Genomic DNA, 15465 nt, shown 5'->3' on the forward strand with positions numbered 1-15465 from the left:
ATCAGAATGGCTTAGTGTAACCTTTTATTTATACTTTTTTCGGGAAGGAGGATTCACCGAATTATGGATCAATTCATCAATGATTTGCAGGATCAGGAGAAGGCATTGGAGCAGATTCGTCACAAACTCGCTTTGCTGCCAGACATGTCTGGATGTTACCTGATGAAGAACAGTGAAGGCACCATTATCTACGTAGGTAAGGCCAAAGTGCTGAAGAACCGCGTACGCTCTTATTTTATCGGCAGTCATAATGGAAAGACTCAGCGTCTGGTGTCTGAAATCCGTGATTTTGAATATATCGTGACGGGCAGTAACATGGAAGCACTCATTCTGGAGTGTAACCTGATCAAGAAACATATGCCGCGGTATAATGTGTTGCTCAAGGATGACAAGACATTCCCATATCTTAAAATTACAAATGAAAAGCACCCCCGGCTGGAAGTAACCCGGCGTGTGCTGAAAGATAAAGCCAAATACTTCGGACCTTATCCGAACTCGTATGCGGCACACCAAACGAAAAAATTGCTCGACCGCATGTATCCACTGCGCAAATGTGGTGTAATGCCCAAAGAAGTGTGCCTGTATTATCACATGGGACAGTGTCTCGCCCCTTGTGTGAAGGAAGTGGAGAAGGAGCAGTACGACCAGATTTCCCAAGAGATTGGTTCATTTCTGAGCGGTGGTCACGAAGAGATTAAGAAAGATTTGCAGCGTAAGATGCAAGAGGCTGCGGAGGATCTTTATTTTGAACGTGCCAAGGAATTGCGCGATCAGGTAATCGCCATCGATGCGATGATGGAAAAACAAAAAATTACGATGGCCGATGCCAGAGACCGCGATGTGTTTGGTTTTGCTATTGATAAAGGCTGGATGTGTGTCCAGATTCTATATATGCGTCAGGGAAAAATGATCGAACGCCACGTATCTACTTTCCCGTTTTACGGTGAGGCGTACAGTGACTTCATGTCCTACGTGACGCAGTATTACAGCGATAATCCGGCATTGCCTCAAGAGATTTTGTTGCCGGAAATGCCTAAAGACCTCGCAACAGATGGTGACAGTGAGGATTTGGGATCTGTTGCAGACGGAACAATACCTGCGGCTGTTACAGCAGAATTCGAACAGATGGGACAAGTGGAGCAAAATACTGCTTCCCAGCCACTGGTTGCCGAGACTCGTGCAGCTTATGGAAGTTCTGCTGAGGTAGAAATTGAACAACCTGAGAGTATGCAAGAGGACGCTCCCATAACTAATCCATCTGTATCAGCTGAGAAACTCTCTGCAGGGTTGGAAGACCCAACTCAGGTTGCTGCTGCATTACAGGAGTGGTTGGAGATCAAAGTGCTCATCCCGCAACGTGGATTGAAACGCCAGATGATCACTATGGCCGTGGATAACGCACGTGTGGCATTGGAAGAGAAGTTCCGTTTGATTGAGCGAAATGAAGAACGGACATCCAAAGCTGCCGAAGGGCTGGGACGTTTTATTGGACTGGATCAGCTTCACCGTATTGAAGCGTTTGATAACTCGAACATCCAGGGTACGAACCCGGTATCTGCCATGATCGTATTTACCGATGGTAAACCGGATAAGAAGGAATATCGGAAGTACAAGGTCCGTTCGGTTGAAGGGCCGGATGATTATGAAACGATGAGAGAGGTCATCCGTCGCCGTTACGAGCGGGTATTAAAAGAAAACCTAACCCAGCCTGACCTGATTGTGGTTGATGGTGGTAAAGGACAGATCTCGGCTGCGGTCGATATTTTAGAAAATGAGCTGGGCCTGTTTATTCCGGTATGTGGTCTGGTGAAGGATGCGAAGCATAAGACTTCACAGTTGATGATCGGTAATCCACCGGAAGTGATCTCCCTGCCTCGGGATAGTCAGGAATTCTACCTGTTGCAGCGGATACAGGAAGAGGTCCACCGTTTTGCGATCTCGTTCCACCGGGAACAGCGTGGCAAATCGATGGTGACGTCACGTTTGGATGCCATTCCGGGTATTGGAGAGAAGCGGCGTAAGTTGCTGTTGAAGCATTTTGGCTCTTTGCGCAAAATAAAAGAGGCCAGCGTCGAAGACTTCCGGCCTCTATCTATTGGTGACAAACTGGCAAATCAGATTATTGCAGCACTTCGTGATGAGGAGTCGTAACATACGGCTTCTCTTTTTGTTTTGGATTGAATTTGTAGACCACATATCCAACGATGGCCGGGAGTACAATCCAGAAGAGCCCGGCAGCCATATTCAGGGCATCGCCCATAAAGACCAAGCTGAGTCCCATCAACAAGCTGTCGAAGATCACATGGGCGAATACAACGGCAATGAAGCCGTGACGCAGCATGATCAGACTGAACAGCAATCCAATCACCAACAGCTCAATGGGACGGGTGATTACTGGATAGATCGGATACAATGTGTGTCCAAGTGCCCAAATGATGGTTGGGATCAGACAGGCAATAAACGTGTTACGCACAATCTTTTGCATCATGCGAATGCCGAACAGTCGATAAACAGTTTCTTCACCAATACCGGCCATCCAGGCCATGATCGGGAAGAGCCAGGCATAGGTCATATTAAATGTAGATTGATCTGCTGACGTCGTTGACCATGTGCCGATGCTTCGCTCCAGAATGAAGAACAGGATGGATTGCACACCCAGTAGAATGAATGCCCACAGGTAACCAGCAACCATGCTGTGAAGTACATATTTCCCATATCCGGGTTCTTTGGCACGAGGCCATGGGTTCAGACCTATTTTACGCCACATGCCGTCACCAGCAACGAGAGACAGATAGATGGTTGCACTCATAACCAGCGTAATTCCCATCTGCATTAACATCAGGAACGCTAACATGAAGCTGGAGAGCCCTTGTGCCTGAAATAGTGGAATCATGTTTAGCGTACCAATTACTGAAGCTGCGAAATACACCAGTGAGAGAATGATCCCGCGTTTAAAAGATGTATGTGCTCGGGTCAGGATGCTATAGATGATTGCCAGCACGCCCAGAACAAAGGTCAGGAATGCATAGCCGCCATAGGTCATCCAATTGGCCTGACGTGTTTGATCTTTCACATAATCGGTGTGGGATTCAGGGACCGAGAAGCCAGGATCGAATGATCGTACCGCACCCTCTTCAAACGTAAAATTCAGTTCAAGCTTGGAGTCTCCGATGGCTTTTGCAGAATCCACATACTTCAGTCCCGCTTCACCATCGCGAGTCTCCAATTGAAGTGTCGGCACTTCATAACCGAATTCGGTCAGAACGCCAGCCGCGAGCTGTTGTTTCTCGTCCAGAGATATATTGCTTTCAGCAAGTACTTGCGATGTGGTCGCTTTCCCCGTGCTTTGCTCCGCCTCAATTGCAGTATAGAGGGAAGAAGGCAGTTCCCGTTTGAAGCCGACAACTTTTCCTGTTTTCATATGTACGTCAACATTAAGATATCCGCCTTTGTTCTGATCAGGCAAACGAACGCGGAATACATCGTAAGGATAGCTAGTTTCCCATTTCTGGTTATAGATATCAAGTTGTTTGGTTTTGGCCATATACCCGTAGATATCGGAATGTGTCTGGTAGGTTACCAGAGTTTTTTCATCATCATTTGGCAGTGAATAGTCATTCACAGAAGCTGCGAATGATCGTGCGGATTGCTTCGCCTGCTCCTTGGTTATGAAGGACGTAGACGGAATTTCTGTCGTTTGTGATGAGGTAGCAGGAAAGATCTGAAATACAAAAAATAGAATCAGGCCAATCGCCGCAAGCAACCCCAGCCGCTTGAAGTTAGCCTTGAGTAGCAAAGGCTGCCCTAAGGGATTCATGTAATGGTGTTCCTCCTTTATTGATAGAGGTAGTTCAAAAAGTCCGCTTTTGATTACGAAGGTTGCCTAACGGCATCATCAGCATCGAATATGGAATTCAGCCGAAATGTCCGTTGCTCACGTAGCTCGATCTACGCTCCGCTACTCCATTTCTATCTTCATCCCATCTTCTTGGTACTGAAAACCGCCCTTTTTGAACACGCACTAATATGGATATTAAAGTTAACATAGCACAGGCCAAGCAACGAATGCCAATGATGTAACGAAAACAGGTGTAAATCCTTGAAAATGAATGAAAAGGACCGAAAGAATCTGATCCATCCGTCGCCATATCTGAGTTCTTCCCTTTTTGGCTGAATTCGATGCTATTTACACAAAAAACGTTTTGTCTACAAACGTCGCAGCGCTTATAATTTTGAAACAAATGTGCAATGATTCGCATGTCTTTCGCCCAACAAGGGAACGAATAGAATATATTCCAACTTCATTATATATGTCGTTTTAATCTGAATCATACTTGTTTAACGTTTGGCAACAGCATTTCAAATGAAGAAGGCTCCACGGGTGTGGAGTTATTTTCATTTTAGAAGAGGTGGAAGATACTCAAGTGAAACTGAATGTTCAATGGATGCGATTATCGCCACCCCGTATTCTTGTTTTAGGGTTTGCTGGCATCATATTGGTAGGCACACTGTTGTTAATGCTTCCGGCATCCAGCCGTAACGGTGACAGTCTTGCATTTATTGATGCGCTCTTCACAGCGACTTCGGCTGTTTGTGTCACTGGTTTGGTTGTGGTCGATACAGGGACTCATTTCTCGGTGCTGGGTCAGGTTGTGATCGCGATTCTGATTCAGATTGGCGGACTGGGCTTCATGACAATGTCCACATTGGTTGCCATTGCGTTCAAACGGCGGATTTCGCTTAGAGAACGGTTGATTCTACAGGAAGCGATGAATCAGAGCACGATGGAGGGCATCGTCCGGCTGATTCGGAAAGTTGTGATCTACTCACTCATTATTGAAGGCATATGTGGCACACTGTTTGCCATCCGCTGGTCGTTCGACATGCCGGTCGGACAGGCGATCTATTATGGCTATTGGCATGCGATCTCCATGTTTAACAATGCGGGCTTTGATATGTTTGGGGATTTCCGCAGTCTGACCGGTTATGTGTATGACCCGTTGGTTAATTTTACAGCAATGTTCCTGATTGTCTCTGGCGGTATCGGTTTTGTGGTGTTGTCAGACCTGGTGGATTACCACAAAACGCGGAAGCTGTCTCTGCACTCCAAAGTTGTACTGTTAATGACTGGATTGTTAATTGTGTTTGGTGCACTTGTCATTTTCGTATTTGAATTCAGCAATCCACGGACACTGGGTGGCCTGAACTGGGGTGGCAAAATTCTCGGTTCATTCTTCCAGTCCGTTACGCCGCGAACAGCAGGAGCCAATACGGTAGATATTGCCGGACTCAGACAGGCAACACAGTTCTTTATGATCATTCTGATGTTCATTGGTGCTTCGCCGGGTTCTACCGGAGGCGGGATCAAAACAACGACATTTATGATTATGGCTGGCGCGGTCATCGCCATGATGCGTGGACGTGAAGATATCGTATTTTTCCGCTACCGGCTCGTACAGGAACGGATTTTCAAGGCGCTCACCATTACATTGCTGGCGCTTTTGTTAATCATAGCTGTAACGATGGCACTGAGTACCACAGAAGACGCCAGTTTTATGATGATCTTATTTGAAACGACATCAGCCTTTGGTACTGTCGGATTATCACTCGGACTGACGCTGAAGCTGACTACATTGGGCAAGCTCCTGATCTGTTTTACGATGTTTGCAGGAAGGCTTGGACCGATCACATTAGCGTATGCACTTGGGCAGAAAAAGGGTAAAGAGTTATACAGGTATCCGGAAGGCAAAATGATTATTGGATAAATCTATTTTTAGTGAGTTATGAAATTGATTTGGATAAGGGGATCGTGAAGAACAATGAAAACCCAGCAGTTTGCGGTGATCGGGCTTGGACGGTTTGGGTCCAGTCTGGCACAGGAATTAATGGAACTCGGCTACGAGGTGCTTGGGATCGATAAAAATGAAGAAGTCGTCGAAGACATGAGTGAATTGGTCACCCATGCCGTTGTAGCCGATGCCACAGATGAGGAAGTGCTGCGCTCCCTGGGTATTCGAAATTTTGACTGCTGTATCGTTGCCATCGGGGATGATATTCAGACGAGCATTCTCACCGCGATTCTGTTAAAAGAGCTGGGCGTCAAGACGGTTGTGGCCAAGGCCATATCCGTCCTTCACGGACGCGCATTGGATAAACTGGGGATTGATCGTGTCGTTTATCCAGAGCGGGATATGGGCATTCGGGTTGCCCATCAGCTGGTTACCCCGAACTTGCTGGATTACATTGAATTATCCAATGATTACAGTATTGTTGAGATGAAGGTTCCCGCCTGCCTGCACAACAAAACCCTTTCGACCCTGAATGCACGTGTACGTTTTGGTTGCAGCATTGTAGCGTTACAGAAAGAAGCCGGGGTCATTATTGCTCCGACGGCACTGGATTCGCTTCAAATGGGAGATATCATGGTCATTATTGGTAATAATGCAGATATCGACCGATTTGAAGAAGAGGTTATCAGCCAGGAGAGCTGATAATTAAGATGAGTTGAATATGGAAGCCAGGCGTTAGAGCCTGGCTGATTCAGATCAAAGCTAAGGCGTCGTAGTCCTCCGTGAGGGCAATGGCGCCTTAGCTGTAAAGAGTGCAGCCGTCTCCTTGACCCATTGTCTGGAGGTCTCGCTGAGGTCCTCTTTTTTCCCCATAGATCATACAGGTTGTTCTGCGGGTCTGCTGTAATTGAGGCAAATGAACAGAAACAAGATCATTGTCCGCTAGCAATTGTGGACGAAGATATGACTTGGGCAATAGAGCAGCGGCTTTGGCAGAAGGCAGTAGTCGGATGATCGCTTCGAAGGAATCAATCTCCATGCGAATATCCGGCATCACGGCACAGCGCTGGAAGAGGTCGTCTGTTAATTTGCGGTACCAGGTGCCTTTGGAGAACGTGATCATCGGCAGATCCTGCAAATGCTCCATCCCGGCTTCCTTACCGGATAAGGGGTGTGTAAGTGGCACAACCAGTTCCAGGTGATCGTCAAAGAGTGGCACACAGTTAAGCCCCACTTCACTGATGGAGGAGGCGACAATGCCCACATCGGCTTTTTTGTCACGCACAAACGAGACAATTTCATGTGTTTTTCCCGTCAACAGTTTCAGTTCGGCATTTGGATGTTTCTCCATAAAGGCATTGACGAGAGGTGGTAACGTAGTTTGAAGCGTCGTCAGACTGGCTCCGAGTGTAATGGTGCTTTGTTCTTCGTCTTTATACTGGGCCAGCATGGTGAGGAACTTCTGTTGCTGCTGTTTCTGTTCTACAGCGTAGGTATAGGTGAACTGGCCCACACTGGTTAACTCCAGCCGTTTGCCACGGCGGTGGAACAGGGCAACCCCGAGTTCATCCTCCAATTTGGCAATTTTGCGTGAGAGTGCGGGTTGGGACAAGTTCAGTAACTTGGATGCACGGTTCAGGCTGGACTGCTCCACGACCGCTGCAAATGCATTTAACTCCTCAAACATGAACAATAACCTCTTTTCCATGAATGTGATTCTTGCCCTTGCTTAATCGTTTTCCATGTTGTATAGCCTGTAAACCCAATGTTTCACTGCTTATACCTATAGGTTATAACATTTAATAATTATATTGCAATTCCCTTATAAGAAAAAAAGGAGTAACATGAATCGTGACACAAGTTGTTCACACCTGGGGAAAACGGAACAATTTGTCGAACCTTTTCATGGAAAAGGTTTCGTGTCATGATAAGTGAAATCATTTATGAAAACGTTGTATTTAGCGAAAGGGGATCGACATTTTATGAAAGGGTTTTACTCCAGAAAGCTGCACTCCTTGCTTGGCGTCATTCCGCTCAGTTTGTTTTTTGTTGAGCATTTGGTGACGAACTTCTCGGCAGTTGAAGGCGGCAAAGAGGCTTTTGACGGTGCTGTTGCATTTTTGAACAGTCTGCCACTGGTTATTGTTTTGGAAACGCTCCTCATCTGGTTACCGTTGTTCTATCACGGTGTATATGGTCTGTATATTGCTTATCAGGCCAAGCCTAACGTGGGCCGTTATGGCAATGAGCGCAACTGGCGTTACACGTTGCAGCGGGTCAGTGGTGTCATTACGTTTGTATTCGTAATCTGGCACGTATGGGAGACTCGGGTGCAGGTTGCGTTGGGTACAGTCACCCACGAAGAACTTGGTGGTGTCATTCATGAGATCGTGATGAACCCGGTAACATTTATTCTATATCTGATCAGTGTAGTTGCGGCATCCTATCACTTTGCCAACGGTCTGTGGTCGTTTCTCGTTAGCTGGGGGATTACCGTGGGTCCGCGTGCGCAGCGTGTGTCTTCTTACGTGTGCATGAGTTTGTTTGGTATTATTTCCATTATGTTTATTGCTTCGTTGTTCGCTTTCCGGAGCATGGATTTCCAAGCAGTAACTTCGATGGTTGAAGTAGTAAAAACAGTTCTAATTTAAGCATTTAGCGTATAAATGCTGACTTATAAGGGAGTGAACAGCAATGGCATCAACGAATGTAATTATTGTGGGCGGCGGTCTCGCGGGATTGATGGCGGCGATCAAATCGGCTGAAGCCGGAGTCCATGTTCATTTATTTTCACTGGTTCCTGTTAAACGATCCCACTCTGTATGTGCACAAGGCGGCATTAACGGAGCGGTAAATACCAAGGGTGAGGGTGACTCCCCATGGGTACACTTTGACGATACGGTATACGGCGGTGACTTCCTTGCGAACCAACCTCCTGTTAAAGCGATGTGCGAAGCAGCACCTGGCATCATTCACCTGATGGACCGTATGGGCGTAATGTTCAACCGGACACCGGAAGGTTTGCTTGATTTCCGTCGTTTCGGGGGAACAAAGCATCACCGTACGGCGTTTGCCGGAGCGACAACAGGACAACAATTGCTCTATGCATTAGACGAGCAGGTACGTCGCTGGGAAGCAGCGGGCCTGGTTACGAAATATGAGAACTGGGAGTTCTTGCAGGCGGTTTTGGATGATGAAGGCGTATGTCGTGGGATCGTAGCTCAGGATCTGAAAACGATGAAGGTACAGACCTTCCCGGCAGAAGCGGTTATTTTGGCGAGTGGTGGTCCGGGGATCATCTTTGGTAAAACGACCAACTCTGTAATTAACACAGGTACAGCGGCAAGTGCGGTGTATCAGCAAGGTGTAAATTACGCCAACGGGGAGTTCATTCAGATACACCCGACAGCCATTCCAGGGGATGACAAGCTGCGTCTCATGTCTGAATCCGCACGTGGTGAAGGTGGACGGATCTGGACGTACAAAGACGGAAAACCTTGGTACTTCCTTGAAGAAAAATATCCTTCTTACGGAAACTTGGTTCCACGTGATATCGCGACTCGTGAAATCTTCAGCGTCTGCGTAGATATGGGTCTGGGTGTGAACGGCGAGAACATGGTTTATCTCGATTTGTCGCACAAAGATCCGAAGGAACTGGATGTTAAACTCGGCGGAATCATTGAAATCTATGAGAAGTTCATGGGTGATGACCCGCGTAAAATCCCAATGAAAATCTTCCCGGCAGTCCATTATTCCATGGGTGGTATGTGGGTAGATTACAACCAAATGACTAACATTCCGGGGCTGTTCGCAGCTGGTGAATGTGAATATCAATACCATGGTGCGAACCGTCTGGGTGCAAACTCACTGGTATCTGCGATCTATGGTGGTATGGTGGCTGGACCAAAAGCGGCTGAATATATCAAAGGACTTAAAAAATCGTCCGCTGATATCCCATCTTCCGTATTTGAGAAACACACCAAACAACAAAGCGACAAATACGAAGGCATCTTGAAAATGCAAGGCACGGAAAATGCCTATGTCATTCATAAAGAGCTTGGCGAGTGGATGACAGCCAACATGACGGTTGTGCGCTACAACGACAAGCTTGAAGCCACGATTGGCAAGATCAAGGAATTGAAAGAGCGTTATGGCAAAATCAACATGTATGACAGCTCCGGTTGGAATAACCCAAGCGCAGCATTCACTCGCCAACTGTGGAACATGATTGAATTGGCAGAAGCAATGACTCTCGGCGCACTGCTGCGTAACGAAAGCCGCGGCGCGCATTACAAACCGGAATTCACGGAACGTAATGACGAAGAGTTCCTGAAAACGACTATCGCAAGCTGGTCGAAAGAAGGCCCGAAAATCTCGTACGAGCCAGTAGACGTATCCCTGATCCCACCACGTATCCGGGATTACTCCAAGGATTAAGAAGTACCACTCTATTGATGTAATGAATAGTTAAACACCTGAACGGCGAGGCAGGAGAACTTTGGAGAAGCAGAGCTTCTTCAAAGTTACTGCCATCAACGTGATGGAGTGAAGGTTCTCAGCAAAGGTACTCTGTGTGCACAAAGCAGCAGAGGAAGCCAAAATACCTGTTCATAAGCAAGCAACGAATTGGCAAAGCTTGCATATTTAAAATTACCGCAATCCAGCTTGAATGGAGTGCAGTTTCCAGCAGAGTGACCCAGTGCACGACGTAGCGGAGGAAGCGGAAATGCCCAGAAGAAGCGAAGAGCTCGCCTTTATCACCGGATTTTAACCCTGGGAAGGGTTGATCAAAAAAATCCGGGGATAACAGCGATCAGAGGGGCATTCCGCTGACGAAGCGTCTCCCGTGCACCAAAACATTTTGCGCATCAGCAATACAATCATCGTCACCAGAGGAGGGGACAACGATATGGCGGAACAAGCTACAGCCAACAAAACCGTCAAGTTTATTATCACCCGTCAGGATAGCCCGGAGTCATCTTCGTACAACGAAGAATTTGAGCTTCCGTACCGTCCCAACATGAATGTGATTAGCGCATTGATGGAGATTCAGCGGAACCCGGTCAATACAGATGGCAAATCCATTGCACCCGTGTGCTGGGATTCTAACTGTCTCGAAGAAGTCTGCGGTGCCTGCTCCATGGTCATCAACGGCAAGCCTCGTCAAGCATGTGCAGCCCTGATCGACAAGCTCGAACAGCCTGTTCGTATCGAACCGATGAAGACATTCCCAGTGGTTCGTGACCTGGTCATCGACCGTAGCCGGATGTTTAGCGCCCTGAAACGCGTAAAAGCATGGATTCCGATCGATGGTACCTATGACCTCGGTCCAGGTCCACGGATGCCTGAGAAGAAGCGTCAGTGGGCATATGAGTTGTCCAAATGCATGACATGTGGTGTATGTCTGGAAGCATGCCCGAACGTCAATGAGAAAACAGACTTTATCGGTCCAGCAGCACTGTCTCAAGTGCGCTTGTTCAACGCTCACCCGACAGGGGAGATGAACGCCGACGATCGTCTGGAAGCGTTGATGGAAGACGGAGGCATTGAGGGCTGTGGTAACTCACAGAACTGTGTGCAATCCTGTCCAAAAGGCATTCCACTGACAACCTCCATTGCCGAAATGAACAAACAAACGACCAAGCATATGTTCAAACGCTGGTTGGGTGTATAATCTCGTCATAACATGTGCAGAAGTGTAATCTGCAACTTAGAAGAAGTCGTGATCCCGTGCAGCAACATGCCGGAGATCCCGGCTTCTTTTTGTAATAAGCAGAGGAACCGGGCTATCCATGCAGAATATGGTATACTAGAGGGATGGATTAAGAGCGTAGAAGGAGGGGGAGATATGGCAGAGACACCGCGTCAGGGCAGCAACAACTCGCCGTCCCAGCGCTCGCACAAAGCACCAGGTGCAGAAGAGTCTGTGTTTCCTGGGGAAGAAAAGGATCATGATCCCTCTCGCCGAAGTTTCTTATTGCGCATGGTTTTGATGACAGCGGGTGCCAGTTTGCTTACAGGAGGTTATGCCTGGTTATGGGAACCGCGTCGTCTGGAGATCAAGCAAGTGGCACTGAAACTTCCGAAGTTTCCAAAGGCATTTGATGGTTTGCGTGTCGTTCAGTTCAGCGATGCCCATCTTGGTTTTCATACCGGGGTGAAAGAGCTGAAGAAGCTGGCAGCAACGATTGAGGAGCAGCAACCGGACTTGATTTGTTTTACTGGAGACATAGTCGAGAGGGAATCAGAACCGATGCGTGAATGTATTCCGGTATTGGCCTCCATGCAAGCGAAGTATGGCAAATTTGCTGTTTTGGGGAATCATGATTATCGGGGCGGACAGCAGAATGAAGTGACAACCATGTTCCGTGAAGCTGGATTCACTTTGTTACGAAACGAACATGTGTTGATTGAACAAGGGGGCGAACGTCTGGCTATAGCTGGCCTGGATGACGCACTTACAGGCAGGCCTGATCCTGCCCAAGCCATTAAGGGATTGGATCATGATGTGTGGAAATTGTTACTTATGCATGAACCGGATTATGCCGATATTGCCACTCCCTATGGTTTCGGATTACAACTTTCCGGTCATAGCCATGGTGGACAGGTACGTTTTCCCTGGATCGGGGCACTGACAACTCCGCGAGGTTCACACAAGTATGTTCAAGGATTGTATTACACGGATGTCCAGGGGGTATATTACACCACCCAGACACAGATGCCGGTGTATGTGAATCGTGGTTTTGGCATGACTCAACTGCCCATTCGTTTTCTGTGCAGACCAGAATTAACGGTGTTTGAGCTTAAAGGATCAACCACATAAAAGAATATAAGATGAATATAAAAACATAAAGGATTCAACATGAATGGAGGTTATCCAGATGGAAAGAATTGCGATTGTATCCGACATTCATGGCAACATGACTGCCTGGGAAGCAGTGTTAGGAGATATCCGAAGTCGTGGCGTGGAGCGAATCTTTTGTCTTGGTGACCTCGTGGGCAAGGGACCGGAACCGGTACAGGTTGTGGATCAGGTGAGAGCAACGTGCGAACTTGTCATCCGTGGCAATTGGGATGAATTGGTTGCGGTTAACCAAGACAACGAGAATTTTACGTGGCAAGCAGAACGGCTGGGTGAGGAACGATTGGCTTACTTGGCGGGCCTACCCTTCAGTCATCAATTTCAACTGAGCGGTCGCACCATCCGTCTGGTTCATGCTTCACCTCAAAGTGTATACCATCGTGTACAGCCGTGGGACGCGATAGAAAAGAGGTTGGCAATGTTTGATCCTCCGGCTGATGAGCCTGACCAAGGTGTTGCAGATGTTGTAGGTTATGGGGATGTGCATAACGCATACTTGCAGTATATGAACGGTAAGTTACTGTTTAATGCAGGCAGTGTTGGTAATCCACTCGATCTTCCCCAGGCTTCCTACTGTATTCTGGAGGGTGAAGACAGCAACGATAACAATACCCCGTTCAATGTTCAATTTGTGCGGGTGCCTTATGATATTGAGCGAGAAGTACAGGTTGCACAGTCGGCGAATGTTCCTGCATTGGATTTCTATATTCGTGAGATTCGTACGGGTATCTATCGCGGGTTGCAGGAGTAGTCAGCATATGGGTCTTTTAGCGTGAGGAATTAAATGATGCAATATATTAATACTAAAATGCGAATACTAAAGTTCGTGGATCAGTTCAAATGGTATTACGCCGGATCATCTTCAGAGCATGCTTGTCTTACCGGACTAGAGCCCGTTTAGGCAAAAGGAGCGATTGTCATGCTTACCCGAAAAATGCTGGTTCAAGGTCTGCCGGCTTTGTGGACAGAGCGTCTTGTCCTGCGATCATTACGTCAAAGTGATTACAGCACATTATCGGAACTCTTCTCCGATCCTCAAGTCATAAGATATGTGAATAGGGGAAGCCAGCCCACGCCAATCAGGGCGAGACGGTTATTGAACCAGATACGGAGCAGCAGCGCCAAGCTGGATTCGTTACATTATGGGATCTGCTGGAAAGGCAAGGAACAGGTGATTGGGATCACCTCATTCCAGCACTGGAATGATCAGAATGGTACTGCACAGATTGGTTACATCCTGAACAGGTCCTGTTGGGGCAGGGGTGTGGCTACCGAGGCGGTACAGCGGCTGCTGCAGTTTGGATTTGACGATCTTCATCTGGGGAGGGTGGAAGCACGTTGTTATGAGGCCAATGTATCTTCACAACGGGTGCTAAGCAAAATAGGGATGTCCTATGAGCGGAGTCTTCCCTCCTTCGGACTGCATGATGAGGATGACGAGGGATCAGAATCCCTGATGGATGTTAAAGTGTACAGTATGTACCGGGAACAATACGCCCGCCCGATTCAGGAAAAAGATCTGCAAACCCTAGTATCTGACAAGCCGCAATGACATAGAGTAAGAGTAGCCAAACGTGAATGAATTTAACTTCAATCATTTGTTACACAATTGAAATATAGCTGCAATTGAACTCTAACAGACAGGGGGTAAACTTATCTCATGACCCCCTTTTTGATAATAGATAATGCTGTTGGGACCCGCGCGAGCGGGTTCATTTTTTTTGTCCGATGACAGAATAACCTTCCGATCGCTGTTATCCCCAGATTTTTTGATTCCCTTTTGAAAAGGGAAAATCCGTTGATAGCGTATGCTTCCGATGCAGCTTTCTTTCAGAAAGCTTTTAGGCGAACACTTCGTTTCTTCTGGTTATTTCTGTCCTCTCCGTTATTGTGTAAATGTTCAGTTGAACTTATATAATATTTTTTATTTAGAGTTAAACCCAAAACCCCCACTGCGCTTGTTCACGCTGTGGGGGTTTCTCTGTGGTTCTATATTTTTTACAGTGATACAATCTGCATCTGTTTCTGCTTGAAGTATACCCAGTCGGTGAATCCGATCTCCTTGAGACGTGTACGAACGTCATCCAGCTCGTCTGCAACCCGCTGTGGTTTATGAGCGTCCGATCCAAATGTCACCTTCACTCCATAATGATGGGCCCGTTCCAGAATGGCATCTGATGGGTACCATCCACCGCTAAGTTTGGTTTTGCCAGATGTGTTAATTTCAATCGCTACGTTGGATTCTGCAATGACCTGCAACGTTTCATCAATGGCCTGATCAGCGATAATTTCGGAGAAAGGTGGATAGTTTCCTTTCATCGCATCAATGTGTCCAAGAATCTGGAACATACCGCTACGCGCCGATTCCCGGATTAATGAATAATAACTCTCTTTCACTTCAACTTTGCGAGCATCGCTCAGTCCTTTCCACCGGGTTTTGTTGAAGATACTCACATCCTCGGTATGATGAACTGAACCAATAATATAGTCAAAAGGATACTGTCCCAGTGTGGTACGGTACAATTCTGCATGAGCAGGGAAGTAGTCGGATTCAATGCCGAGCAGTACATCGATTTTACCAGCGTACTCTTCTTTCAAAGCAAGGACTTCTTCCACATAATGCTGCAATTCCGACTTGCCCATTGCGATCCGGGGAAATGCCTGCTCAAGCTCACTGCCAAAGTATGGCGTATGATCCGAGATACCGATGGCCTGAAGTCCTGCCTTAATACCAGCCTCTATATAATCGCGGATGTTGCCGTCTGCGTGACCACAACGAAAATGATGTGTATGAAGATCAAATTTCATATGGAA

The 15465-nt window shown here is 47.2% G+C and carries 11 protein-coding genes and 1 pseudogene; 9 read left to right on the forward strand and 3 right to left on the reverse strand.

From position 1 onward, the window contains the following. Positions 1 to 63 precede the first annotated feature (63 nt). Positions 64 to 2151 (forward strand): excinuclease ABC subunit UvrC, encoded by a 2088-nt coding sequence (gene uvrC, locus QF041_RS26285; protein WP_307416208.1) that lies wholly within the window; start codon positions 64 to 66, stop codon positions 2149 to 2151. Here the strand turns inward: uvrC and QF041_RS26290 are convergent. Beyond that, positions 2120 to 3817: a CPBP family intramembrane glutamic endopeptidase gene (locus QF041_RS26290; RefSeq protein WP_307416209.1), complete on the reverse strand. Its 1698-nt coding sequence runs from the start codon at positions 3815 to 3817 to the stop codon at positions 2120 to 2122. The two genes, uvrC and QF041_RS26290, sit on opposite strands and share 32 nt — an antisense overlap. A 628-nt stretch (positions 3818 to 4445) precedes the next feature. On the opposite strand from QF041_RS26290, the gene QF041_RS26295 reads away from it, so the two are divergent. Further along, positions 4446 to 5765, forward strand: coding sequence for a TrkH family potassium uptake protein (locus tag QF041_RS26295; protein WP_373461407.1), 1320 nt, complete (start codon positions 4446 to 4448; stop codon positions 5763 to 5765). 54 nt (positions 5766 to 5819) lie between these two features. Then, positions 5820 to 6491: a potassium channel family protein gene (locus QF041_RS26300; RefSeq protein WP_074096339.1), complete on the forward strand. Its 672-nt coding sequence runs from the start codon at positions 5820 to 5822 to the stop codon at positions 6489 to 6491. 60 nt (positions 6492 to 6551) lie between these two features. Here QF041_RS26300 and QF041_RS26305 read toward each other — a convergent pair. Beyond that, a pseudogene (locus QF041_RS26305) lies at positions 6552 to 7476 on the reverse strand (LysR family transcriptional regulator). A gap of 295 nt (positions 7477 to 7771) precedes the next feature. On the opposite strand from QF041_RS26305, the gene QF041_RS26310 reads away from it, so the two are divergent. The 6 genes from QF041_RS26310 to QF041_RS26335 all read left to right on the forward strand — a co-directional run bounded on the left by QF041_RS26310 (position 7772) and on the right by QF041_RS26335 (position 14203). Further along, positions 7772 to 8440 carry a succinate dehydrogenase cytochrome b558 subunit gene (locus tag QF041_RS26310; RefSeq protein ID WP_307416212.1) on the forward strand — a complete coding sequence of 223 codons (669 nt, stop codon included), beginning with the start codon at positions 7772 to 7774 and terminating at the stop codon, positions 8438 to 8440. A gap of 43 nt (positions 8441 to 8483) precedes the next feature. Then, positions 8484 to 10226, forward strand: a complete 1743-nt coding sequence (sdhA, locus tag QF041_RS26315; protein WP_036673387.1) for a succinate dehydrogenase flavoprotein subunit — start codon at positions 8484 to 8486, stop codon at positions 10224 to 10226. A gap of 472 nt (positions 10227 to 10698) precedes the next feature. Then, on the forward strand, positions 10699 to 11463 hold the full coding sequence (gene sdhB / locus QF041_RS26320; RefSeq protein WP_036605794.1) for a succinate dehydrogenase iron-sulfur subunit: 765 nt from the start codon (positions 10699 to 10701) through the stop codon (positions 11461 to 11463). Positions 11464 to 11637: 174 nt separating this feature from the next. Next, complete coding sequence (locus QF041_RS26325) at positions 11638 to 12612, forward strand: metallophosphoesterase (RefSeq protein WP_307416213.1); 975 nt, start codon at positions 11638 to 11640, stop codon at positions 12610 to 12612. A 58-nt stretch (positions 12613 to 12670) separates the two neighbouring features. After that, on the forward strand, positions 12671 to 13402 hold the full coding sequence (locus tag QF041_RS26330; RefSeq protein WP_307416214.1) for a metallophosphoesterase family protein: 732 nt from the start codon (positions 12671 to 12673) through the stop codon (positions 13400 to 13402). A gap of 168 nt (positions 13403 to 13570) precedes the next feature. Then, positions 13571 to 14203, forward strand: a complete 633-nt coding sequence (locus QF041_RS26335) for a GNAT family N-acetyltransferase (protein ID WP_307416216.1) — start codon at positions 13571 to 13573, stop codon at positions 14201 to 14203. A gap of 446 nt (positions 14204 to 14649) precedes the next feature. Here the strand turns inward: QF041_RS26335 and QF041_RS26340 are convergent, their stop codons facing one another. Further along, positions 14650 to 15459, reverse strand: a complete 810-nt coding sequence (locus QF041_RS26340) for a histidinol-phosphatase (protein ID WP_307416217.1) — start codon at positions 15457 to 15459, stop codon at positions 14650 to 14652. Between the last annotated feature and the right edge of the window lie 6 nt (positions 15460 to 15465).

Source organism: Paenibacillus sp. W2I17 (genome assembly GCF_030815985.1).
Lineage (GTDB): Bacteria > Bacillota > Bacilli > Paenibacillales > Paenibacillaceae > Paenibacillus.

Bases quoted from the DNA above. Each gene is read 5' to 3' on its own strand.
- uvrC (WP_307416208.1), top strand. From the start codon at position 64: ATGGATCAATTCATCAATGATTTGCAGGATCAGGAGAAGGCATTGGAG.
- QF041_RS26290 (WP_307416209.1), bottom strand. From the start codon at position 3,817: ATGAATCCCTTAGGGCAGCCTTTGCTACTCAAGGCTAACTTCAAGCGG.
- QF041_RS26295 (WP_373461407.1), top strand. From the start codon at position 4,446: ATGCGATTATCGCCACCCCGTATTCTTGTTTTAGGGTTTGCTGGCATC.
- QF041_RS26300 (WP_074096339.1), top strand. From the start codon at position 5,820: ATGAAAACCCAGCAGTTTGCGGTGATCGGGCTTGGACGGTTTGGGTCC.
- QF041_RS26310 (WP_307416212.1), top strand. From the start codon at position 7,772: ATGAAAGGGTTTTACTCCAGAAAGCTGCACTCCTTGCTTGGCGTCATT.
- sdhA (WP_036673387.1), top strand. From the start codon at position 8,484: ATGGCATCAACGAATGTAATTATTGTGGGCGGCGGTCTCGCGGGATTG.
- sdhB (WP_036605794.1), top strand. From the start codon at position 10,699: ATGGCGGAACAAGCTACAGCCAACAAAACCGTCAAGTTTATTATCACC.
- QF041_RS26325 (WP_307416213.1), top strand. From the start codon at position 11,638: ATGGCAGAGACACCGCGTCAGGGCAGCAACAACTCGCCGTCCCAGCGC.
- QF041_RS26330 (WP_307416214.1), top strand. From the start codon at position 12,671: ATGGAAAGAATTGCGATTGTATCCGACATTCATGGCAACATGACTGCC.
- QF041_RS26335 (WP_307416216.1), top strand. From the start codon at position 13,571: ATGCTTACCCGAAAAATGCTGGTTCAAGGTCTGCCGGCTTTGTGGACA.
- QF041_RS26340 (WP_307416217.1), bottom strand. From the start codon at position 15,459: ATGAAATTTGATCTTCATACACATCATTTTCGTTGTGGTCACGCAGAC.